Here is a 21,943-nt window from a genome sequence, read left to right as displayed (position 1 = left end):
CCGGCACTCAGGGCAGCACGTTCGGACCCGCGTGCGCCGGGCGCGGCTGCTCCTCGGAGTAGGGGCGGATGGCGATCAGGGCGACGTCGTCGGCCGCCCCGCCCTCCGGGATCAGCGTGGCGACGATGCGGTCGCACAGGCCCTCGAGGTCGAGGTCCGTGCTCCCGGCGAGCAGCGCGGTCAGCCGCGCCATGCCGCTGTCGAGGTCGCGGACGGCCGGACGCGCGGGCCCGCCGACGGAGGGGGACGGTCCCGGGGGCGTCCCGGGGGCGGGATCGTGCTGCTCCAGCAGCCCGTCCGTGTAGAGCAGCAGGGTGGACCGCACCGGCAGGGTCAGCTGGTGCTCCGGCCGGGGCCGGTGCGGGTCGACCCCCAGGGGGAAGCCCACCCGGTCGGTGAGGACGTCGACCCTGCCGTCCGGGTGCAGCAGCAGCGGTGGCGGGTGGCCGGCCGAGCTCCAGGTGATCGACCGGTCGACGGCCGGGCGGTCGGCGTGGAAGCGCTGGACCCGGGCGACCAGGGCGGTGGCGAACACGTCGTGCCCGAGGGTGTCGCTGGCGACGTCGACGGCGGTGAGGACCTCGGCCGGACCGGCCGTCCCGGTGTGACCGGCCATCCGCAGCATGGTGCGCAGCTGGCCCATCGTGGCCGCGGCCGTGATGTCGTGACCGGCGACGTCGCCGATGACCAGGCTGGTGGTGCGCGCGGCGTCGAGGTAGGCGTCGTACCAGTCCCCGCCGACCAGCTGCGCGTCCTCGGCGGGCAGGTAGCGGGAGGCCAGCTGCAGGTGGTCCGGTTGGGGGAGCAGCGGGGGCAGCAGCGCCCGCTGCATGGTCTCCGAGACCGCCTTCTCGAAGGAGGCGACCCGCGCGGTCTCGACCACCAGGCCCGCGCGGGTCATCAGCGCGGTGACCAGCTCGCGCTCGCGCTCGCCGTAGGGCGGCGCGCCCCGCAGGCGGCCGACGGTGAGGACCGCGACCACCTCGCCGCGGCGGATCACCGGCGCGACGAGCGCGCTGCGCACGTCCAGCAGGCGGACCGCGTCCTGCTGGGCGGCGGTCAGGCCCGCCGCCTCCGGCAGGTCGATCAGCTCCACCTGCCCGGTGACCGCGACGTGTCCCGGGCCGGTGGCCTCGCCGACGCGGCGGCCGGCGCGGTCGATCCACGCGCGCAGGGCCGGCAGCGCCGCCGGGTCGCGGTGCTGGGACGCCACCGGCAGGAGGCCGCCGTCGCGGCCGACGGTGCACACGTAGGCGAAGTCGCCGAGGTCGGGGACGGCGAGGGCGACCAGCGCCTGCCACACGTCGCCCGGGGCCAGGTCGGCGGTGAGCAGGTCGCTGATGCGGGCCAGCAGACCGGCTCGCTGCGCCTCGGCCCGCGCGCTGGCCCGGGCCTGCTCGGCCTCGAGCGTGGCGACGCGGAGGGCGACCTCGCGGGAGGCGATCGCGGCCAGCTCGTCGAGCAGCTGGACGTCCTCGGCCGTCCACCGGTGCACCGTGGTGTCGACGACGCAGAAGCTGCCCAGGACCTGCCCGTCGGGCAGCCGGACCGGGAACCCGGCCCACGCCCGTACGCCCATGCCGGTGATCGAGGGGTTGCCGGCGGTGCGCTCGTCGGCGGTCACGTCGGCCAGCGCCAGCGGCTCCCCGTCGAGCACGTACTGGCAGAAGGACTCCTCGACCGTGTTCTCCGTCGGGCTCCCGGGCGGCAGGCCCTGACTGCTCAGCCAGTAGGAGCGGGCGTCGTCCACCACGGTCATGAAGGCCAGCGGCGCGCCGGTCAGCCGCTGCGCGATCCGGGTGAGCCGGTCGAAGGACTCCTCCCCCTCGGCGTCGAGCAGCTGCGTCAGGCGTACCGCGGCCAGCCGCCCGGGGTCCGCCGCGACATCGCGGCCCGTGGCAGGTCCACCGTCACGGGCGTCGCGAGCGCACACGCCCCCCATCCTGCACGGGACGGTGGCCCGCAACCCGGTGTCGCCGGGACCAGCTCCTGAGACCTGCCACTCCCCGTGCCCGTGCTCACCTCCGGCGTAGTCCGGGCCGGGACGGGTACAGGAACCGGATCGGCCGGTCAGAGAGACGGCGGCGGCTCGGTCCACGGCTGGCGGACCGGTGACCACGACGGGGGACCACGCGTTGGACGTGCACGGCACCGCCGCCGACGGCGGACACCGCGAGACCGGCGCCGCTGCGCCGGGCCTCGTGCACGACGCCCTGCTCTACGACACCGTCGAGCAGGTGGCCACCGTCGCCTCCACGTGGCTCCGTGACGGCCTGGCCGCTGGGGACGCCGCCGTCATCGCCACCGCCCCGGAGACCACCGGTCCGGTGCGCGAGGCCACCGGCGACGACCCGCGGGTGATGGTCGTCGACCGGCACGCCCTGTACCGGTCCCGCACGCCCACGGCGATCGCGACGATCCGCCGCTTCGCCGCCGAGCACGCCGCCCCCGGACGGCGCGTCCGCGTCGTCGGGGAGGTCGACTTCGGCACCACGGTCACCGACTGGCGGGAGTGGCAGGCCTACGAGGCGGTCCTCAACACCGCCTTCGCTCCCTTGCCGCTGTGGGGGCTGTGCGTGTTCAGCTCCCGGCTGCCCGAGCCGCTCGTGGCCACCGCCCGGCAGACCCACCCGCGACTGCTGGCCGCGGACGCAGTGGTCGCCAACCCCGACTACGTCGACCCGGCCGCCTACCTGCGCGCCCTGCCGGTGCCCGACGAGCCGCTGGAGACGACGCCGCCGGCGCTGGTCGACGACGACGTCGCCGACTTCGCCGGGCTGCGGCACGCCGTCCGTGCGCACCTCGACACCGTCGACGGCCCGGCCGACGTGCTCGAGGACTTCCTCATGGCCGTGGACGAGATCGCGTCCAACGCCGTCCGGCACGGGAGGCCACCTGCCGGGTTGCGGCTGTGGACGGCGCCCGGCCGGCTGGTGTGCACCATCCGCGACTCCGGGCGGGGCCTCGACGACCCGTTCGCCGGCTACGGGCCGGCGCACGGCGAAGACCTCTCCCACGGCGGCATGGGCCTGTGGCTGGCCCGCCAGCTGTGCGACCACGTCGCCATCCGCCGTGAGGAGCGGGGCACCAGCGTGCGGCTGTCCACCCGGTGGGCCTGACGCCGGGCCACGTCCCCGGAGCCCGCCCCGGCCCGCTCACGCGTGCGGCCCGGCATCCCCCCGGCCGTGGCTGCCAGGGTCGCCGGGACCGCGGCGGTCCTCCCGCGCTTGGACTCCCCGACCTCTGGGCACGGACCGGGGACGGCGCGGTGAGCCGCCGGCAGCCCGGCGCGCCCAGGTCCGGCGGTTCGACAGCCAGCCGCCGGACCGCCGGCTGCACTGATCGGGCGATCGGGCCGGTGCGTTCACTACGTTGGGTGGATGAACCCGAGCGCCGGCGACGCACGGCAGCACCTCGGCGACGCCATGAGCCGGGTCGCTCGGCAGCTGCAGGAGGAGCACGGCGACGTCGAGGCGACGCTGCAGGGGATCACCGCCTCGGCCGTCGCGACCGTGCCGAACGCCGAGGAGTGCAGCATCAGCTACGTGGTCGGCCGCAGGAAGGTCGAACCGCGCGCCTCGACCAGTGATCTACCCAGGCAGGTCGACGAGCTGCAGAACCGCCTCGGCCAGGGACCCTGCCTGGACGCGGTCTGGGAGCAGTTGGTCGTCCGGGTCGACGACGTCGGCGCGGAGGACCGCTGGCCGGCGTTCACGCGGGAGGCCTCGGCGCTCGGGATCGGCAGCATGATGTGCTTCCAGCTGTTCGTCTCCGGCGACCAGCTCGGCGCGATGAACCTGTACTCGCACACCCCGGGCGCCTTCGACGACGAGGGACTGCAGATCGGGCAGATGTTCGCCAGCCACGCCGCCGTGGCGCTGGCCGGTGCCGAGCACGAGCAGAACCTGCGCCGGGCCATCGACAGTCGCGACCTCATCGGCCAGGCCAAGGGCATCCTCATCGAGCGGTACGGCCTGACCGCCGACCAGGCCTTCGGGGTGCTGGCCCGGATCTCCCAGGAGACCAACCGCAGGCTCGTCGACATCGCCCTGGAGCTCAACGACACCGGAGCCGTACCCAGCGGGGAGCGCGGGCCCGACTGAACGGCCCGTCCCGCCGCACCGTCGAGTGGAGGCGTCGGGTCAGCCCAGTGCGGCGGTGACCGCTTCCTCCGCGCGCCGGCGGGCGGAGCCGTCGCCTTCCACGAGCGCGGAGACCACGGACCCGTCGATCAGCGCGACCAGCGTGGCCACGTCCGCGCCCGAGCGCCCGCAACGGTCCAGCGACTCCGCCAGCGCGGCGTCGATCCTGGCGCGGGCGCTCCGGAGGACGGGGCGCAACGCAGGATGTCTCCCGCAGGCGAGGAACCGCTCGTAGAGGGAGTGCAGCTCCTCGTCGCTGTGCCGTCCGGGGCCCAGGACGACGTCGACGACGTGCCCGGCCGTGGCGGCGGCCGAGCGCGCTCTCCGGGGGAGGGCGGCGACCGCCTGCTCGACCTCCGCGACCTCGGCCCGGACCACCTGCTCGACCGCCGCGGTCCGCAGGTCGTCGAGGCTGTCGAAGTAGTAGGTGGTCGCGGCCAGGGGGAGCTCGGACGCGGCGGCGACGGCGCGGTGGGACAGCGCGTCGAGTCCGTCGGTCAGCACCAGCCGTGCGGCCGTCTCGACGATGGCGGCGCGGCGGGCCTGGCCCTTGGCCGTCACCCCGGTCATCAGTGCGCGGCGGACGGAGCGAGCTGCAGCGCGAGCACCCCGCCGAGGATGAGGAGGATCGCCACGATCCGCACGGTCGTGACCGGATCGCCGAGGAAGAACATCCCGACCAGTGCCGTGCCGCCCGCGCCGATGCCGGTCCACACCGCGTAGGCCGTCCCCACGGGGAGCGTCTTCAGTGCCAGGGACAGGAGCGCGAAGCTGGCCGCGGCGCAGGCGGTGAAGGAGACCGTCCACCACAGGCGGGTGAAGTTCTCCGACTGCTTCAACGACACCGCGAAGGCGGTCTCGAAGAGCCCGGCGACGACGACGAGGGCCCAGGCCACGTCACACCTCCTACACGGAACGACAATTAGTACGACCGTACCAGAAGATTGGGACGGTCGTACCTGAACCGCTGTTCACGGGCCTCGTGACGACGCTTCCGTCCTCCCGGTCCCGCGGTTCTCACCCACTGCCCTCCTCGGCGATGAGCTCGGCGACCTCGTCGGGCATCTCCGAGCAGTCGTCGTCGGTGTCCGGCTGGTCCCCGGCGAGTCCCTCGACGCCGGCGTCCTCGACCGGTTGGAAGCCCTTCTCCGCGATGTGCCGCGGTACCCGGTTCTGCGCGTTGACGACGTGCGAGCGCGACAGCCAGCCGAGGCCGTCGTCCACCTGGAAGTCGAGCCCGCCGCCGGGCGCCCGCTGGACGTGGCCCGGGGAGGGCAGCAGTCCGACCAGCTGCACGGCCTGGTCGACGGTCAGCGTGGACGGCGGGGTGTCGAAGTAGTACCAGCTGGCCGAGCAGATGCCGTAGACCCGCGGACCCAGCTGCGCGTGGTTGACGTACAGCTCGAGCATGCGGCGGTCGTCGAGCACCAGTGCCAGCTCCACCGACAGGCCGGCCTCGACCGCTCTGCGCCAGGCGCTCATCTCCTGGTTGAGGAAGAGGTTCTTGGCCACCTGCTGCGGGATGGTCGACCCGGACGGGTCCTCCTCGCCGCGCAGGTGCGCCTCGGCGCGGCCGGAGAGCTCGTCCCAGGTGAAGGCGCCGTCGCGGTAGGGGAGTGACTGGTCCTCGTGCGCGATGACGGCGGCGAGGAAGTTGCGCGACACGTGCTCGACCGGGACCGACTGCTGGATGGCGCCCTGGTCGTTGGCCAGCATGAACGCCGTCGTCGGCGGGTCGATCCAGCGCAGCGACAGCAGGAGCAGCGCCTGCAGCAGGAAGGCGACGACCAGGACGCGGCTCGCGCGGCGCAGCCGTCGACGCCTCCGGCGCTTCGGGACGTCGGGGGGCAGGACCTCGTCCCTGCGCAGCCGGGTGTCCGGACGGTGCGGCTCGTGGGGAGGCGGAGCTCCAGGCGCAGGCGGGGGAGGTGCCGCCCACGGGTCGTCGTACTGCCGGCGCCGGTCGTCGTCGGCCGTCGGCCGTGACGTGCGTCGGGTGGGCCACCGGTCGGTCCACTGCTGCTCGGGCGGGAGGTCGCCGGGCGAGCGGCGGCGCGGCGCGAAGGGCATGCGGTGCTGTCCTCCCGGGGCCGACGGACGGTCCCCGAGGATACGGCGGGGTCGGCGGAGGAACGCTCAGCGACGGTCCGCGCAGCGTCAGGCCGGCGTCGGTGGATCGGCGTGCCTCAGCTGCTCCACGGACGAGCGAGGTCGACCACGCGTCGCGCCCGGGACGCCGACCCAGGCAGTTCAGAGGCTCGCACGGGTGAACGTCACGTGAGTGACTCCGCTGGGGGAGGAGGTGGCCTCCACCCGGTAGTCCTCCTGCAGGTCCTCGAGTCCGTCCCAGAGGCGCACGCCTCGGCCGAGCAGGATCGGGACCACCACGGTGTGCATGTGGTCGACGAGCCCGGCGGCGAGGAAGTCGCGGATCACGGTGGGGCCTCCCCCGATGCGCACGTCCTGGCCGTGTGCGGCCGCGCGGGCCACCTCGAGCGCCTCGGCGGGCGAGGCGTCGATGAAGTGGAACGTCGTGCCGCCCTCCATCTCGATCGACGGGCGAGCGTGGTGGGTGAGGACGAAGACCGGCGTGTGGAACGGTGGGTTGGGCCCCCACGCGCCCTTCCACTCGGGGTCCTCGCGCCATCCGGGGTGGCCGAACTTCCCCGCCCCCATGATCTCGGCGCCGATCCGCGGATCGTGCTGTCGGATGAAGACGTCATCGACGCCGCCGCTGCCGCCGGGCTGCCACCACCGAGTGGCGAACATCCACTCGTGCAGCCTGTCCCCGGCGTGGCCGAAGGGGGCCTCTCTGCTCTGTCCCTCACCGGTGCCGAAGCCGTCGAGTGAGACGGAGAAGTCGTGGACGCGGACGAGTGACATGTCGGTGCTCCTTCGATGGTGCTCAGCGCGTCGGAGAAGAGACCGCTCCGATCGGCCGAGCTCATCGCAGCCCCGCGCAGGACGGCTCGACGCGATCGCGCGGCCCTCGTGGAGGTGTGACGTGCCGGCTCCGCGCCTGCCGGGCCATCCCGTGCGCGAGGACCTCCCGTGGCCGCCTCTCGCGGTCCCTCTGACGTCCGTGCCGCTGGACGGTGACCGGTCCGGCCTCGTCGTGGTGGACGACCGCGGCAACGCTGGCCGTTGAACGCCGGGAGCAGCGAGCCCACACTGCGGACGAGGTCTCCGCCGAGGAGGTACTGGTGACCCTGTACGGGACGCTCGCCCGGTCCGACCAGCAGACCCTGCGGCTGGCACCGCTGTGGGTGTTCAGCGCACTCGTCGGCCGGACGCGGCTGGAGACCTGGGAGCTGGATGCGCTCTGGGACGCCGTTCGTGCCACGCTCCCGACGACGACTCGGCTCGGGAGCGAGGCGCTCCAGGCGACGCTGGACGATCCCGGCCTCGTGGAGGTGTACGAGCGGGACGGCCGTCCCGTCACCACGGGCCTGCTCGCAGCGGCGACGGTGGCGGCCGGATGCGGCGCCGGTGCCGCGAGATCGGTGAGCTCTGCCCTCCTCGCCGTCGGTGAGGGGATCGCGCGGGCGCGGGGACCGTTCGGTCGCTCCATCAGCCGTCAGGATGCGGACACGCTCGAGTTGCTGGCCGAGATCCTGGACGTGGACGGTGCAGACCCGCACCGGCTGTTCGCGTCCGTCTGATCCCTCGCGACGCCGCAGCCCGACCGCGAGGACGGATCGACCTGGAGCGGCGGGCTGGTGCACGGGTGCGACGTCCCGCAGGGGGGATCCCGCAGCGGAACAGCGAACAGGTCGGAGACGTGTGCTGGTCAGGGCGTCATGTCGTAGGTGATCCACATGGTGCGGGTGGCGTGCTGGTCGTACTTCGCCCGGCCGCGGTAGTTGTCGTCCGCGGTGATCCACCGCACCACGCTCCACCCGTTGACCGCAGCGCGTCCGCGCAGCTCGGCCAGCAGCGCGTCGACGGCCCCACCGCCGCGGTGGTCGGGGTCGATGAACAAGTCGTCGAGGAAGCAGCCGGTGCTGGCCGACAGCGGGCGGGCGAAGGGCCGGTAGTGCGCCAAGCCGGCGACGTCGCCCGTCTCGTCCTCGACCAGCAGGCACCTGACCTCGTGCGCGGGGTCACCGATCCAGGACCACACGGTGGCGGCCGCCGCATCGGACTGCTCGACGCGGTAGAAGTCGGCGTACTGCCGGTACAGGGCCCGCCAGCGCGGCTGGTCCTCCTCGCGCGCATCACGGACCCGCCACCGCCGCCGCACTGCCCTCGACCCGGTCACGGGTAGACCGTAGCGAGCACGGTCACCGGCCGACGATGGCGTGCGTGAGCGCGATCAGCGCCGACGGTGGGCCTGCTCGCAGGAACAGCGAGGGCTCGGCGAGTTCGAGCTCGAGGAGCATCGGAGTCCCCTCGAGGAGGGTGACCACGTTCACCTGGGCGTAGGGCGCCTCTGCAGGGGACGACGAGCGGACGCTGGGGAGGCCACGACCGCTACGTCGGCGATCACCGCAGGGTCGGCGATCACCGCAGGGGGATCCTCTGAGGGACACCGACGGCTGGCTGCTCCGACCCCCGTGAACGTCGCCGGAGCAACTCCGTTCTTCGAGTCGACCCGCTCCGCAGCGGCTCGTTGACGGCCGTCTGCGACGGGAAGGCGACCAATCGCTGAGGTTTCAGCGCGGCTCCGTCTTCGTCAGCAGGCCGTGGCGTTGGTGATCAGATTGCAGCCCGGTTGTCGGCCTTCGGCGTGTCGTCGAATGCGGCGGAGCTTCACGGTCGGCCGGCCTCACCCTCGTCGTGGTGCAGGCTGCTGGGGCAGCCACTCGAGCCGGGAGGACGGAGATCGTCGTGACGGGACCTGTGCACCAGCGGTCGAAGGCGGCGCTGGACGCCGACATCCGTGCCCGGCGCCGCACCGCGCTGGTCGTCAACGTCCGGTCCCGCCGGGGACGCCGTCACTTCGCGACGGTGCACCGGCGGCTGCAGGCCACCGTGGAGCTGGTCGACGTGCGCCCGGTCGCCGACCCTCGGGGCCTGCCCGAGGCGCTCGCCGCCGCGGCTGACAGCGGCGCGGACCTCGTGGTGGTGGGCGGCGGCGACGGCACGCTGAGCGAGGCCGCGCACCAGCTCGCCCACCGCGACGTCTGCCTCGGCGTGGTTCCGCTCGGCACGACCAACAACTTCGCCCGCGGCCTCGGCCTGCCGCTCCGCCTGCCCGCCGCGCTGCGCGTGCTCACCGGCGGCAAGGTCGCTGACGTCGACCTCGGGCACGTGGCCGGGCGGCACTTCGCCAACCTGACCAGCCTGGGGCTGTCGGTGCAGGTCGCCGAGCACGTTCCGCACCGGCTCAAGCGGGTGCTCGGCCGCGCTGCCTACCCGCTGACCGCGCTCGCACTGCTGCCCGGCCACCGGCCCTTCACCGCGCGCCTGCGCATCGGCGAGGAGGTCCACGAACTCGTGACCCACCAGCTCAACATCGCCAACGGCAGTCACCACGCCGGCCGGGCGATCGCCTCCGACACCGACCTCGATGACCGCCGGCTGGTGGTGTACCGGCTCGGCGACGCCAACCGGCTCGGGCTGAGCCTCGCGACCGTCCGCCAGACGGTCATCGGGCCCCGCCGGCCGCTGGCCCGCACCCGGTTCCTCACGGCCGGCGAGGTGTGGTTGGAGACCGACCCGCCCCTCGCGCTCGACGTCGACGGCGAGATCCGCGGACGCACGCCCGTGCGGATCGCGCTGGAGGCCAACGCGCTGCGGGTGATGGTCGGCACGGACTTCCCGGACCGCTGACCACTACTTGCCTCGCGATCGTGGGCCTCTCCTGGGACGAGGAGCGCCGGCTCCTTCCGCGACGGAGCAGGCTGATTCGTCCGCACCGCCGACCGCGTGGGTTTCCTGTCCTGCGCGTCAGTGACCGCGCCGTGGCGATCGCTTGCGCCCGGCAGGCGCGGACGTGGGCCGAGCAGTTCAACGACCCGCCTCACGCGGTCGTCGAGGACTCCGGCGGCTACCGAGGGACCCTGGGCGGCAGCGCGGAGACGTCATCCCGTCAGGGGAATCTGCTACGGCGACGTTCGGACGAGCCGGGCGTGAGTCGCCGGGTCCCGTAGGGGATCCCGACCGGTGATCCCAAGCAGGCGCCCCCCGCCGGTCGCAGAGTCCTCGTCGCTGGAAGCACTCGAGGATCAGGCTGACCTCGATAGCAGGCACCTCTTGCTTCCCCATGGCTACCGGGCGAACGACCTGAACCGCCTGCCGATGTGAGAGCTCGATCATCAGCCCGGTCGAGACCGCCGCGACCCAGACGGCTCCGGCGACCGGTTGCCCGTCGCCGTTGCGGGTTCGCTCACCGGTCGTCCTACGGAGCGCTGTGCCGGTCGTCGTTCCCTTCCGTACGCAGCATCCGCTCGGCGCGGTGGTCGACCGGCCCTCGGTGTGGTCTGACCGATCAATTCTCCGTGCCGTGCTGGTCTGTACGCCGAACACCGACTCACGGGAGGCGACGCCATGCGGAGACTGACCTTCGGCATGAACCTGAGCCTGGACGGCTACATCGCCGCGCCCGGCGACGACCTCGGCTGGAGCGTGCCGAGCGACGAGCTGTTCCAGTGGTGGTCCGACCGGGTGGGGACGACGGGCCTGGCGCTGTACGGGCGCAGACTGTGGGAGACGATGAGCTCCCACTGGCCGACCGCCGACCAGCAGCCTGGCGCCACACCGGCGCAGATCGAGTTCGCCCGCCGCTGGCGGGACATGCCGAAGGTGGTGTTCTCCTCGACGACCAGCGCGGTCGACGGGAACGCCCGCCTGGTCACCGGCGACGCGGTCACCGAGATCACCCGGCTCAAGACCGAGGATGGCGGTCCCATGGACGTCGGCGGCGCCACCCTCGCCGCGGCGGCCATGCGGGCCGGCCTGATCGACGAGTACGCGATCGTCACCCACCCGGTCCTGGTGGGCGGCGGCACGCCGTTCTTCACGGCCCTGGACAACTGGGTGAACCTGAACCTGGTGGAGACCCGGACGTTTCCCGGCGGCGTGCTCCTGACCAGGTACGAGACCAGGCGGTGAACACCCGACCTCGGATCGACGCGGGCTCGGGCCACCCGAGGATCTCGTGGCCGTTCAGGGGATCGGTCACCGGGACAGGACATGACCGCAGGTCAGCCCGCGAGGAAGGCGTTGATGCGGGAGGCGAGTTCGTCCGGGGCCTCTTCGGCGACGTGGTGTCCACTGTTGATGCGCCCGCCCGTCAGCTGCGTCGTCCACGGGGTCCAGACCCCGAGGACGTCGGGGTGCAGGTCCTCCAGGTCATCCCGGGAGGACCACAGCACCAGAGTCGGGCAGGTGATCCGGCGCCCGGCGGCGCGATCGGCCTCGTCGGCGGCCCGGTCCACCCCGAGCCCGGCACGGTAGTCCTCCAGCATCGCCACCACCGTCGCCGGGTCGTGGATGGCTGCCCGGTAGTCGGCGTAGTTCTCCTGTCCCATCACCGCCGGGTCGCCGCCGTACCAGGCGTCGGGGTCGGCCAGGATCGCCCGCTCGGGCTTGCCCGGCTGGGCGAAGAAGAACCAGTGCCACCAGGCAGTGGCGAACGCGGCATCGGTGCGCTCGAGGGCTTCCAGGATCGGCACGCTGTCGAGCACCACCAGATGCGTCACCGCCCGTGGGGAATCCAGAGCCAAGCGCGTGGCCACGTAGCTACCCCGGTCGTGTCCGACCACGGCGAACCGCTCGTGCCCGAGCGCGCGCATCAGCCCCAGGACATCTGTGGCCATGGCCCGCTTGGAGGCCTGGGCATGGTCGGCGCGCACCGCCGGCTTGCTCGAGCGTCCGTATCCGCGCAGGTCCGGACACACGACGGTGTGCCCAGTGGACGCCAGCAGCGGTGCGACCCGGTGCCAGGTGGTGTGCGTGCGCGGGTGCCCGTGCAGCAACACCACCGCCGGGCCGGTCCCGCCGTGGCGCACCCACAGGTGTACCTCGCCGACGTCGACGTATTGCTCGGCGAACCCCTCGAACACCCGGTGATCATGCACCAGCGTCCCGTCGGCCTTTGCGTATCGGTCACCGATCCGCTCGTGAGTCGGCGGTATGTGGCTCGGGAAGGCGTTCGATGGCCCCGCCTGACGGTCGGCTTGCGGGTCGCTCGATGAGAACGAGCGCTATCGACCGTCTTCTGCTGGGCAGAGGATCTGATTCCCAGGAGGGAGAGCGCACGTGACCGCATTCATGAACACGCTGGCGCGGCGGATGTTCGAGCTCGTGGAGCCGATCGGCGTCATCCCCTACTCCGCGGACGAGCCCAACGAGGCGATGTTCGCCCTCGGGTTCACCAACTACTGGGACACCTACTTCGCCGGCCGAGCCGCTCCCCTCGGCACCTCGGTCCCCGCCGAGGTGGTGCGCGCGCTGTTCTACAACTTCGCGCCGGGCGAGGTAGCCCGCCACATCCCGAGTGTCTGGAGCACCACCACGCCCCAGGCCGCGATCGCCGCTCGGCAACAGGGCTGCGTGAAGGCGCTACGCCGGATCCTCGGCGACCTCCTCGGCACCCCCGCTTTCGCCCGCGCCGTGGAGCTGCTGACCGCCGCAGCCCTCAGCGCTCCGCTGGAGGGTCGGCCGATGTATGCCGCCCTGCGGACGCTGCCCGTGCCCGACGAGGCAGTGGCACGGCTGTTCCACGCGGCGTCGTTGCTCCGCGAGCACCGCGGCGACGGGCACATCGCGGCGCTCATGGCGGAGGGCATCGGTGGTCTGGAAGCCCACGTCCTGGTCGCTTTGGACTCGGGGATGCCGGCGGAGGAGTTCGGCCGCATCCACCACTTGCCGACCGCGCAGCTGTCCGCCCTCGTCGACGGAATGAAACACCGGGGCCTCGTCGCCGATGACGGCGGATTCACCCGGGCCGGCCGGGAGACCAAACAGCGCATCGAGGCGCTGACCGACGACCTCGCCGTCGCGCCGTACTCAGTCCTGGACGCAGCCCAGATCGACGAGCTGACCGCGGCCCTCGAGCCCCTCGCCGCCGCGCTCGTCGCCGCCCAGGACCGGGGATGACCCTCCGACGGAACACGCGGACGATGCCATCCCCTCATGACTGACCGTCGGAGAAGGCCGCGCGTGATCTGCGGCGCGCGGCAGGTTGCTGTGGCCCAAGACGAGCGGCGCTCCAGCGGACGCCGAAGCGGCTGACCTGGGTGCAGCCGCTGCCCGCGGACGGTGATCACCACGGACAGTCCTGGCGTGTCTTCAAGATGCCGACCACCCGAGCGGGTGAACGAGTCGACACCCCCAGGGGATCCTCGTGCGGCTCAGGTCACGGGTGCTTGCGGGCGCGGATGATCGCCGCGGAGGCGTGGGTGTGCACCCGGTGCGTCTCACGGATGTCGACGTCGACCAGTCCGGCCTCGGCCAAGGCCGCGGAGAACTGCTCACGGGTCAGAGCACCGGAGATGCAACCGGTCCACTGCGCCATGTCCGCGCGGGTGGCCTCGTCCATGCTGGGGTCGGCGAGGACGTCGGAGACGGTGAACAGCCCGCCCGGGCGGAGCACGCGGGCAGCCTCGCGCAGTACCACGTGCTTGTCCGCGGCCAGGTTGATCACGCAGTTGGACAGCACTACGTCGACGCTGGCGTCGGGCAGCGGGACGTCCTCCATGTAGCCCTGCACGAACTCGACGTTGCCCGCCCCGGCCTCGGCGGCGTTCGCCCGGGCGAGGGCGAGCATCTCCGGGGTCATGTCCAGGCCGATCACCCACCCGCCAGGCGCCACGCGACGAGCGGAGATCAGCACGTCGGCCCCCGCGCCCGATCCCAGGTCCAGGACGACCTGTCCTGGGTGCAGCTCGGCGACCGCGGTCGGCACGCCACAACCCAAGGACGCCGCCACCGCCGCCTGCGGAGCGCCGTCGGCGGCCGAGGCGTCGTACAACTCGGCACCGAATCCGGCGTCGGCCGCAGGGCCGGTGCCGGATGGATCACCGCAGCAGGAGGCCTCCAGGGCCCGGGCGCGCTGGTGCTGCCCGGCGGCGGCGTGGGTTGCCGCGGCCGCGTAGCGGGTCCGCACGGCCCTTCGGATCGCGGCCGGATCGGTCATCGCTCAGCTCCTCGGGTCGGCGGAGGACAGCCGGCAAGCCGCAACCCGCAGCACATCCGGTGGACGCCGCCCCATGACGACGTCAGCAGCACTGGGAAAGCACTCCAGGCAGCTCGCGTTGACCGCATACAGCGATCTGGTCCCGCGCCGCTGCACCTGGACGAAGCCCACCGCGGCGAGCGCGGCGAGGTGGTGGCTGACCGTGGACTGCCCGATCGGCAACACCGCCGCCAGCTCGCCCACCGACACCGGCTCCGGTTGCTGTGCCAACCACGCCAGCAACTGCACCCGGGTGGGATCGGCCAGCGCGCGGAACCACTCGGCGTACGTCTCCGCCGTCCGTCGGTCCAGCACGTCTCGCACCGTCACATGGTTCATCGATGAACGACGATCGTCGATGAAGGCGTCGAACGTCAAGCCCCGGTTCGGCCGTCGCGTTCTTCGTGGAGCTCGGTCTTATCTGCCGCATCGTGTTCGCCGTCGACGACATCGACGATGTCGTCGCCCGCCTGCAGGCCCACGGCGCGGACTCGTCGGTGACGTGGCGCAGCACGAAGACGAGTACCGGCGCTGGACACCCACGGGCACCTGTGGCCCGACAGCGACGAGTCCGCACGGGCCGCCGTCGGTGCGGTGCTGGCGGCTCGTGCGGACTCGTCGGGGACTGCTGGCGCCTCTCGGGGATGAACCCTGAGGTCAGCGCCGAGTGGGACTCAGATGTCGTAGTACATCGCGAACTCCCCCCGCGTGATTGGTGGCCTGCGGCTGCTAATGGACATCCCTGTTGACCTGCGGTTTTGCGTTAAACAGCATCGGCAGATGACGGTCCTCGCTGAGCGTCTTGGGGACTGGATGGGGACTGGCGGCGGGTCTCCGAGGATGACGCGGAGGCGGTCGGCTGTCTCGTGACCTGGCTTCGGGCCGCCGTCCCCGCTCGTTCGTTGGCCCACTGGCGGAGCCGGTGGCCCGCATCCCACCCCGATCAGCGTGCCGGCTGCCTCGGTCGCCGGAAGCGCGCTGCGCGTCCCTTCGGGATCGGCCTCCGGCCGACCCTTCCCCCGACCAGCGGCAGCCGGATGGGGCCGGTTGTGGGAAGCGCGGGGGAGTGAGGACGGCCAGACCTGCCGGGCCGGTTGTCAGCGCCCACCGTCCCGAGGCGAGGGCGCGGGGGACTGCTGCAGGGCTGGTTGACACTCCGTCTGTGGGACCTCGTCCTGCAGGAAGGATGTCGCTGTGCCGAAGAAGTTCCCGCCGGAGTTCAAGCGTGACGTCGTGCGGGTCGCGCGCCGCGGTGATCTGAGCCAGGCCGAGGTCGCTGCCGACTTCGACATCTCGGTGGAGTCGGTGCGTCGCTGGGTGCGCCAGGCCGACATCGACGACGGTGTCGTGGATGGTCAGACCAGCGCTGAGCAGAACGAGCTGGTGCAGCTGCGCCGTGAGAAGCGGCGGCTGGAGATGGAGAACGAGATCCTGCGCCGGGCCGCGGCCTATTTCGCCGCGGGCAGCCTCCCAAAATGAGCTACCCGCTGGTTCGTGACCTGGCCGCCGAGGGGATCCCGGTGCGGCTGACCCGCGGGGTTCTCGGCCACTCGCGGCAGGCCTACTACGCCTGGCTCGCCGCTCCGGTCAGCCAGCGCGATCTTGAGGACGCTTACCTGACCAACGCGCTGATCGATGCGCACGGCGACGACCCGGAGTTCGGCTACCGGTTCCTGGCCGACGAGCTCGAACGCTGCGGCCACAGCGTCGGGGAACGGCGGGCCTGGCGGCTGTGCTCGCAGCAGAAGCTGTGGTCGACCACGGTGCGCATAGGCCGGCGGGGCGCGGGCAAGACCCCTGGTCCGGCGGTCCACGACGACCACGTGCAGCGGAACTTCTCCGCCGACCGGCCCGATCAGCTGTGGGTCACCGACATCACCGAGCACCCCACCGCCGAGGGCAAGCTCTACTGCTGCGCGATCAAGGACCTGTTCAGCGACCGGATCGTTGGTTATGCCCTGGACGAGCGGATGACCGCTCAGCTCGCCGTCACCGCACTGCGCACGGCAGTGGCTCGCCGCCAGCCAACCGGTGTCGTGGTGGTCCACAGCGACCGCGGGTCGCAGTTTCGCGCTCGAACCTTCCGGGCCGTGCTGACCGCCGCAGGGCTGCAAGGCTCCATGGGGCGGGTCGCCTCCGCCGGCGACAACGCCGCCATGGAGTCCTGGCACGCACTCCTGCGGAAGAACGTTCTCAACCGCCGCCGCTGGCGCACCCGCGACGAACTCCACCAGGCGATCGTGTTCTGGACCGAGCACACCTACAACCGGCGCCGCCGCCAACGGCGTCTCGGCAAGCTCACTCCCGTCGAGTACGAACTCGCCTTCACCACCCAGACCGCCGCTATCGCGGCATGATCATCACTCACCCGATGTCAACGGACCCTGCAGCAGTCCCGAGGACACCTCCTGCCGTCGCAGCTTCCCCCCACACCCCAGGAGGGCATCAGGCCCTCCACTGAGCTCGGCGCGGTAGACCCGGTCAGGTGACACGTGCCTCGGCCGCTCCTCACCGTGTCGGCAGGGCGGCCAGGATCAGTCCGTGGCGGAGCAGCGATCCAGGCGGCAGCGTCGCAGTGCCACATCTCTCGTGGCCGGCGAGCCGTGGGACTGGGGTCGGTTCTGGCTGTTCCTCTTCTTGGTGCTCCTCAGCGCTGGGGCTTCGAGCGTTACCTCAGCGGTGGCCCGCCGCACCACGTCAGAGGCGCAACGCAAGTCCGCCGAGGACGACGAGATCATCCGAGCCATGCGCACGGGGTTCCTGCCGCCAAGTGCCGACCCACAGTCATGGCGCAGGCGGATCCGACGCCAAGGTCGGGAAGCTGCCGTGATCGGAGCGGTCTGCAGCTGTCTGTGCATCGCTGCAGCTGTGCTCACGGCGACGGCGGCCCATCTGAACAACGACGACGACCTCGTGCTGTGGACGCTGGCGGTCATGGCGCTGCTCCTCCGGCGCACCGCCTTGAAGCCGGTCTTGAGCAGGGGGTTGCCGCGTTCGGCGGGGGCCCTGACCGTGGCGTGCAGCAGGTTGACGGTGCGCTCGTCCGCGGTCAGCGGGCGCTCGGCGGAGTGCTTGATCGGGGTGGTCAGCGCCGTGCGCTCGCCTTCGTAGCCCAGGTCGGCCAGGGCAGCGTGCTCGACGTCGGTCCACTCGGCCAGCATCGGCAGCGCCCCGGGATCGGTGCGCAGGGCGGTGGTGTCGTGCTCGCGGCCGGGCCGGACGTCCGAGGTCCGGATCGGCCAGCCGTCGGCCGCGGCGATGACCTGCAGGTTGCCGCCGTGGGCGGCGTGCTTGCCCGACCACCACAGATCCACCTGGCGGCCGGATCGGTCGGGCCGGGCGGTCGGGCCTGGCACGTGGCAGCGGTCGGCACGGATCAGCGTGCCGTCCACGGTGACGTGCACGTGGCCGGCGGCGCGCGCGGCCAGCAGCGGTCCGCGCAGCCCGGGTGCGCGGTTGGCGAGGACGTCAAGGCCCTCGTGCAGGTAACGACAGGCGCTCGAGCGGCCGATGGCGTTGTCGGCGGCCAGCTGCACCAGCCGGGTGCCGTCGAGGAACCAGCGCAGGACCAGCACCCGCCTGCCGGTAGCGGCCGAGCGCTCGGCACATGGGCCGGGTGCGGCGTCGATGCTGGTCGGCGGCCAGCAGCGCCGACACGAACTGCACGGTGTCCTCATCGACCGGGAGCACGGCGGTGCAGGTGACAGGATCGGACACAGCAGGACCTCGGGTGGGAGAGACGATCTGTGAGAAGACGTCCCTCCTACCGAGGTCCTCCGTCGTCTCCGGTCATCTCGCCGCGGTCGGCGTGTCGCTCCTGACCTGCGGATTACCCGCTACCGGGAAAGGCTCACCGGGTGGAGAAACGCGCTCAGCGAGGATGCTCACTGAAGTTGGCGTAGAGGTCGTGCTCGGTGAACTCCCGACCCAACTGGCGGCGGAAGAACGCGTTGGTCGAGTAGCGGGTGGAGGAGAGGAAGAAGCGCTCCTCGTTGCTCCTGACCATGGCGAAGAAGGGATCCGCCGCGTCCGGGCCGAGGTCGAAGTTGTCGTAGTTGACGACGACGTGCACCCGCCGGTCGAGCGCGGTGAACCGGCGGTCGAGCTCCCGGGCCAGGTCGCCGGCGTCCTGCGCCGTTCCCAGCCGCAGCCCCTCGAAGTTGACGTAGACGGTGTCGGTGGCCGCGTCGAACCGGAAACGCTCCTCCATGTCGAGGGGAGGCCGGTCGCGCAGCCCCATCGGCCGGTCGAGGAAGATCGCCGCCTCCATCGCGCACAGGTCGTCGCCGATGACGGGAGCGACGTCCATGTGGGCCAGCACGTCCCGCTCCACGTCGATGCCCGGGGCGACCTCGACCAGCTCGAGACCCCGCTCGGTCAGCCGCAGGACGCAGCGCTCCGTGACGTAGTAGACGCACTGCCCGCGCGCGGCAGCCAGGCGCCCGTTGAAGGTCACCTGCCCGACCCGGTCGCGGAACTTCGCGACCGCGCCGGTGTCGTCGACGACCAGCGCGCCGTCGCGCACCGCCACCTGCGAGCGGGCGGTGAACGTGCCGAGGAAGAAGACCGCCTTGGCGTTCTGGCTGATGTTGATGAAGCCGCCCGCACCGGCGACCCGGCGACCGAACCGGCTGACGTTGACGTTCCCCTCCGCGTCGGCCTCGGCCATGCCCAGGAACGCCTGGTCCAGCCCGCCGCCGTCGTAGAAGTCGAACTGGTACGGCTGGTCGATGATCGCCTGCGGGTTGGCGACGGCGCCGAAGCTCAGCCCGCCGGCCGGGATGCCACCGACACCGCCGGGCTCGACGGTCAGCGTGATCAGGTCGAGGATCCGCTCCTCGGCAGCCACCGCCGCCACGCCCTCGGGGATCCCGATCCCGAGGTTCACCACCGCGTTGGTCGACAGGAACATCGCGGCGCGGCGGGCGATCACCTTGCGCGCGTCGAGGGGCATCGGGACCAGCCCGGTGCTGGGCGCGGTGATCTCCCCGGTGTAGGCGGGGTTGTGGGCCTCGGCGAAGGTCTGACCGTGGTTGGCGGGCTGCGCGACGACGACCGCGTCGACCAGGATGCCGGGCACCTTCACCTCGCGCGGGCTCAGCGTCCGGTGCTCGGTGACCCGCTCGACCTGCACGATCACCACGCCGCCGGAGTTCTTGGCCGCCTGCGCCATCGACAGCACCTCGAGGGTGAGCGCCTCCCGCTCCATCGTGATGTTGCCCTCGGGGTCGGCCGTCGTCCCGCGCAGCAGGGCCACGTGCACCGGCTGCGCGGGGAAGAACAGGTGCTCCTCCCCGCGCAGCGTCACCAGCTCGACCAGTTGCTCCGTGGTGCACTCGTTCATCCGGCCGCCCCCGTGGCGCGGATCGACGAACGTGCCGAGCCCGACCTTGGTCACCACGCCCGGGCGCCCGCCGGCGATCTCCCGGAACAGGTGGCTGATCACGCCCTGCGGCCAGCAGTACGCCTCGATGCGGTCGTCGAGAGCGAGCACGCCGAGGCTCGGCACGAGCCCCCAGTGCCCGCCGATGACCCGGCGCACCATGCCGTCGGCACCGAAGTGGTTCAGCCCGCGAGTGCCGCCGTCGCCCTGGCCCGCCGCGTAGACCAGGGTGAGGTCCCGCGGCGAGCCGGTGGCCTCGAAGCGCCGCTCCAGCGCGAGCGCCAGCTCCTCGGCGAACCCGACGCCGACGAACCCGCCGGTGGCGACGGTGTCGCCGTCGAGGACGATCTGCGCCGCGGCGTCGGCCGAGATGACCTTGTTGCGCTGCACCGGACGGCGGGGCTCAGCGCCGGGCGCCGACCGACGCCCGGTCGGCGACGGGGTCCCGCGTCAGGTCGCTGCGCGCGGTCTCCCGGCTGAGCACGACGGCGATCACCGTGAGCACCGCGGCACCGGCGAGGTAGAGCGAGATCGGCACCGAACTGCCGTACTCGATCAGCAGCGCCGTGGCGATGATCGGCGCGAGGCTGCCCGCCACGATCGAGGACACCTGACCGGCCACCGACAGACCGCTGTAGCGCAGCTGGGTGGAGAACAGCTCGGAGAAGAAGGAGGCCTGCGGCCCGTACATCGCTCCGTGGAGGACCAGGCCGACCGTGCCGGCGAGCGCCAGCAGCAGGAACGACTGCGAGTCGTACAGGGCGAAGAAGACGAAGCCCCACACCCCGACGCCCACGGCCCCGACCAGGTAGACCGGCCGGCGGCCGAACCGGTCGGACAGCGCACCCATCGCGGGGATGGCCACGAAGTGGACCGCGGACGCGATGAGCGCCGCGTTCAGCGCCGTGCCGCGCGATATGCCCACCTCACCGGTGGCGTAGGCCAGCGCGAACGCGGTGAAGATGTAGTAGCCGATGTTCTCCGCCAGGCGGGCGCCGATGGCCAGGATGATCTCCCGCGGATAGTCCTTGAGCACCTGGACCACGGGCAGCTTGGGGGCTTCCTCCGCCTGGGCGGACTGCTCCCGGGCGGCCCGGAAGACCGGTGACTCCTCGATCGAGACCCGGATCCAGAGACCCACGCCCACCAGCACCGCGCTGAGCAGGAACGGGATGCGCCAGCCCCAGGACTCGAACTGCTGGTCGGTGGTGAACGCCGAGACCAGCGCGAGGACGGCGACGGCGAGGAGATTGCCCGCCGGCGCGCCGGCCTGCGGCCAGGAGGCCCAGTACCCGCGTCGCTCCGGCGTGCCGTACTCGGCGGCCATCAGCACCGCACCGCCCCACTCGCCACCGAGGGCGAAGCCCTGTACCAGCCGGAGGACGATCAGCAGGATCGGTGCCCAGATGCCGATCGTGGCGTAGGTCGGCAGCAGGCCGATCAGGAACGTCGCGCCGCCCATCAGCATCAGCGTGATGACCAGCATCTGCTTGCGGCCGATCTTGTCACCGAAGTGCCCGAAGATCACCCCACCGATGGGGCGGGCCGCGAAACCCACGGCGTACGTGGCGAACGCGAGCAGCGTGCCGACGAGCGGGTCGAAGTCCGGGAAGAACAGCTTGTTGAAGACCAGCGCGGCGGCCGAGCCGTAGAGGAAGAAGTCGTACCACTCCACGGTCGTCCCGACGAGGCTGGCGCCGACGACCTTGACGATGGACGTGCGCGACCCCGGCGGGACAGCGGCTTCCTGGTGGGACCTGGACAAGGCTCATCCCCTATGCGTGTGCAGGATCTGTTGAGGTTCCGGCCGAAGAGCGGGAGCTCCCCGGCGATCGAGGTGGCCGCCCGCTCACGCGCGGCCGGCGAGGCACTCGCGACTGGTGCAGCAGCACGAAAGCGACCGGACGACAGGCCAGAGGTCCTGCGCAGGACATGAGGCACGGTTTCCCCGGAAGGCCGTTTGGCAGGTAGCCGTCGGCGGTACGCGGCTCGTCGCCGGACTGGAACGGGCAGGACCCACGCACGGCTGTGCAAATCCACGGTCACCCCCTGGCTGCCCGAGTTCCGGCCACAGCATCCCCGGGTTGGGGAACATCGGCGAATTGCGGGCGTTCCCGATCCGGTGACCGGCGCCAGCCATGGAAGAACGCCAGCGAGGGAGGCCGCGTCCCTCAAGGGGCGGGCACTGCGGGCCGGAACAGCGCGCGAGGTCGGCAACCACGTGCAGCAGGCGGCCGGCGGGGTGGGCCGGCAGGTGGTCCGGCCGGCCGGGGAGCGGGGGCACGCGGTGGCCCG

18 protein-coding genes and 1 pseudogene are annotated in these 21,943 nt (G+C 72.1%); 7 read left to right on the top strand and 12 right to left on the bottom strand.

Annotation, left to right across the window (positions count from 1 at the left end):
• Positions 1-7: 7 nt before the first annotated feature.
• Positions 8-1,933, bottom strand: a complete 1,926-nt coding sequence (locus tag ABQ292_RS04855) for a GAF domain-containing SpoIIE family protein phosphatase (protein ID WP_369203799.1) — start codon at positions 1,931-1,933, stop codon at positions 8-10.
• A 178-nt stretch (positions 1,934-2,111) separates the two neighbouring features.
• On the opposite strand from ABQ292_RS04855, the gene ABQ292_RS04850 reads away from it, so the two are divergent.
• Positions 2,112-3,119 (top strand): anti-sigma factor RsbA family regulatory protein, encoded by a 1,008-nt coding sequence (locus tag ABQ292_RS04850; RefSeq protein WP_369203797.1) that lies wholly within the window; start codon positions 2,112-2,114, stop codon positions 3,117-3,119.
• A 261-nt stretch (positions 3,120-3,380) separates the two neighbouring features.
• Positions 3,381-4,103 (top strand): GAF and ANTAR domain-containing protein, encoded by a 723-nt coding sequence (locus ABQ292_RS04845; RefSeq protein ID WP_369203795.1) that lies wholly within the window; start codon positions 3,381-3,383, stop codon positions 4,101-4,103.
• Positions 4,104-4,142: 39 nt separating this feature from the next.
• Here the strand turns inward: ABQ292_RS04845 and ABQ292_RS04840 are convergent, their stop codons facing one another.
• The 4 genes from ABQ292_RS04840 to ABQ292_RS04825 all read right to left on the bottom strand — a co-directional run bounded on the left by ABQ292_RS04840 (position 4,143) and on the right by ABQ292_RS04825 (position 7,025).
• A complete protein-coding gene (locus tag ABQ292_RS04840) occupies positions 4,143-4,712 on the bottom strand; it encodes a TetR/AcrR family transcriptional regulator (RefSeq protein WP_369203793.1) in 570 nt (189 codons plus the stop codon).
• Positions 4,712-5,038 carry a DMT family transporter gene (locus ABQ292_RS04835; protein ID WP_369203791.1) on the bottom strand — a complete coding sequence of 109 codons (327 nt, stop codon included), beginning with the start codon at positions 5,036-5,038 and terminating at the stop codon, positions 4,712-4,714. Before ABQ292_RS04835 ends, ABQ292_RS04840 begins: the two co-directional genes overlap by 1 nt.
• 121 nt (positions 5,039-5,159) lie before the next feature.
• Positions 5,160-6,212: a transglycosylase domain-containing protein gene (locus ABQ292_RS04830; protein WP_369203789.1), complete on the bottom strand. Its 1,053-nt coding sequence runs from the start codon at positions 6,210-6,212 to the stop codon at positions 5,160-5,162.
• Between the two features lie 180 nt (positions 6,213-6,392).
• Entirely contained in the window at positions 6,393-7,025 is a 633-nt protein-coding gene (locus tag ABQ292_RS04825; RefSeq protein ID WP_369203787.1) for a dihydrofolate reductase family protein, read from the bottom strand.
• Positions 7,026-7,345: 320 nt separating this feature from the next.
• Between ABQ292_RS04825 and ABQ292_RS04820 the strand changes: the two genes are divergently transcribed.
• Positions 7,346-7,804 (top strand): hypothetical protein, encoded by a 459-nt coding sequence (locus tag ABQ292_RS04820; protein WP_369203785.1) that lies wholly within the window; start codon positions 7,346-7,348, stop codon positions 7,802-7,804.
• A gap of 128 nt (positions 7,805-7,932) precedes the next feature.
• Here ABQ292_RS04820 and ABQ292_RS04815 read toward each other — a convergent pair whose 3' ends face one another.
• Complete coding sequence (locus tag ABQ292_RS04815) at positions 7,933-8,403, bottom strand: GNAT family N-acetyltransferase (protein ID WP_369203783.1); 471 nt, start codon at positions 8,401-8,403, stop codon at positions 7,933-7,935.
• Positions 8,404-8,972: 569 nt separating this feature from the next.
• On the opposite strand from ABQ292_RS04815, the gene ABQ292_RS04810 reads away from it, so the two are divergent.
• Both ABQ292_RS04810 and ABQ292_RS04805 read left to right on the top strand, forming a co-directional pair.
• Positions 8,973-9,917: a diacylglycerol/lipid kinase family protein gene (locus tag ABQ292_RS04810; protein ID WP_369203781.1), complete on the top strand. Its 945-nt coding sequence runs from the start codon at positions 8,973-8,975 to the stop codon at positions 9,915-9,917.
• Positions 9,918-10,634: 717 nt separating this feature from the next.
• A complete protein-coding gene (locus tag ABQ292_RS04805; protein WP_369203779.1) occupies positions 10,635-11,198 on the top strand; it encodes a dihydrofolate reductase family protein in 564 nt (187 codons plus the stop codon).
• A gap of 92 nt (positions 11,199-11,290) precedes the next feature.
• Here ABQ292_RS04805 and ABQ292_RS04800 read toward each other — a convergent pair whose 3' ends face one another.
• Positions 11,291-12,151: an alpha/beta fold hydrolase gene (locus ABQ292_RS04800; protein ID WP_369203777.1), complete on the bottom strand. Its 861-nt coding sequence runs from the start codon at positions 12,149-12,151 to the stop codon at positions 11,291-11,293.
• Positions 12,152-12,347: 196 nt separating this feature from the next.
• Between ABQ292_RS04800 and ABQ292_RS04795 the strand changes: the two genes are divergently transcribed.
• On the top strand, positions 12,348-13,187 hold the full coding sequence (locus tag ABQ292_RS04795; protein ID WP_369203775.1) for an SCO6745 family protein: 840 nt from the start codon (positions 12,348-12,350) through the stop codon (positions 13,185-13,187).
• 259 nt (positions 13,188-13,446) lie between these two features.
• On the opposite strand, the gene arsM is transcribed toward ABQ292_RS04795, so the two are convergent.
• Together arsM and ABQ292_RS04785 are read right to left on the bottom strand one after the other, a co-directional pair.
• On the bottom strand, positions 13,447-14,226 hold the full coding sequence (arsM, locus tag ABQ292_RS04790; protein WP_369203773.1) for an arsenite methyltransferase: 780 nt from the start codon (positions 14,224-14,226) through the stop codon (positions 13,447-13,449).
• A 3-nt stretch (positions 14,227-14,229) separates the two neighbouring features.
• Positions 14,230-14,643 (bottom strand): ArsR/SmtB family transcription factor, encoded by a 414-nt coding sequence (locus ABQ292_RS04785; protein ID WP_369203771.1) that lies wholly within the window; start codon positions 14,641-14,643, stop codon positions 14,230-14,232.
• 816 nt (positions 14,644-15,459) lie between these two features.
• On the opposite strand from ABQ292_RS04785, the gene ABQ292_RS04780 reads away from it, so the two are divergent.
• A protein-coding gene (locus tag ABQ292_RS04780; protein WP_438940570.1) for an IS3 family transposase occupies positions 15,460-16,622 on the top strand; the annotation gives its coding sequence in 2 pieces (ribosomal slippage) (positions 15,460-15,730 and positions 15,730-16,622; 1,164 coding nt in all).
• A 585-nt stretch (positions 16,623-17,207) separates the two neighbouring features.
• Here the strand turns inward: ABQ292_RS04780 and ABQ292_RS04775 are convergent.
• The 3 genes and pseudogenes from ABQ292_RS04775 to ABQ292_RS04765 form a co-directional block, all read right to left on the bottom strand.
• Positions 17,208-17,955: pseudogene (locus ABQ292_RS04775) on the bottom strand (transposase family protein); the annotation flags it as partial.
• A gap of 181 nt (positions 17,956-18,136) precedes the next feature.
• Positions 18,137-20,038, bottom strand: a complete 1,902-nt coding sequence (locus tag ABQ292_RS04770) for an acyl CoA:acetate/3-ketoacid CoA transferase (RefSeq protein WP_369203767.1) — start codon at positions 20,036-20,038, stop codon at positions 18,137-18,139.
• Between the two features lie 13 nt (positions 20,039-20,051).
• A complete protein-coding gene (locus ABQ292_RS04765; protein WP_369203765.1) occupies positions 20,052-21,413 on the bottom strand; it encodes an MFS transporter in 1,362 nt (453 codons plus the stop codon).
• Between the last annotated feature and the right edge of the window lie 530 nt (positions 21,414-21,943).

Source organism: Geodermatophilus maliterrae, from assembly GCF_041018925.1.
GTDB classification, from domain to species: Bacteria; Actinomycetota; Actinomycetes; order Mycobacteriales; family Geodermatophilaceae; genus Geodermatophilus; species Geodermatophilus maliterrae.
The sequence above is the reverse complement of the archived record's forward strand: the minus strand, read 5'-3'. Positions and strand labels throughout refer to the sequence as shown.

Coding starts and splice junctions, on each gene's coding strand:
- ABQ292_RS04845 (WP_369203795.1), top strand. CDS start 3,381: ATGAACCCGAGCGCCGGCGACGCACGGCAGCACCTCGGCGACGCCATG.
- arsM (WP_369203773.1), bottom strand. CDS start 14,226: ATGACCGATCCGGCCGCGATCCGAAGGGCCGTGCGGACCCGCTACGCG.
- ABQ292_RS04825 (WP_369203787.1), bottom strand. CDS start 7,025: ATGTCACTCGTCCGCGTCCACGACTTCTCCGTCTCACTCGACGGCTTC.
- ABQ292_RS04840 (WP_369203793.1), bottom strand. CDS start 4,712: ATGACCGGGGTGACGGCCAAGGGCCAGGCCCGCCGCGCCGCCATCGTC.
- ABQ292_RS04805 (WP_369203779.1), top strand. CDS start 10,635: ATGCGGAGACTGACCTTCGGCATGAACCTGAGCCTGGACGGCTACATC.
- ABQ292_RS04830 (WP_369203789.1), bottom strand. CDS start 6,212: ATGCCCTTCGCGCCGCGCCGCCGCTCGCCCGGCGACCTCCCGCCCGAG.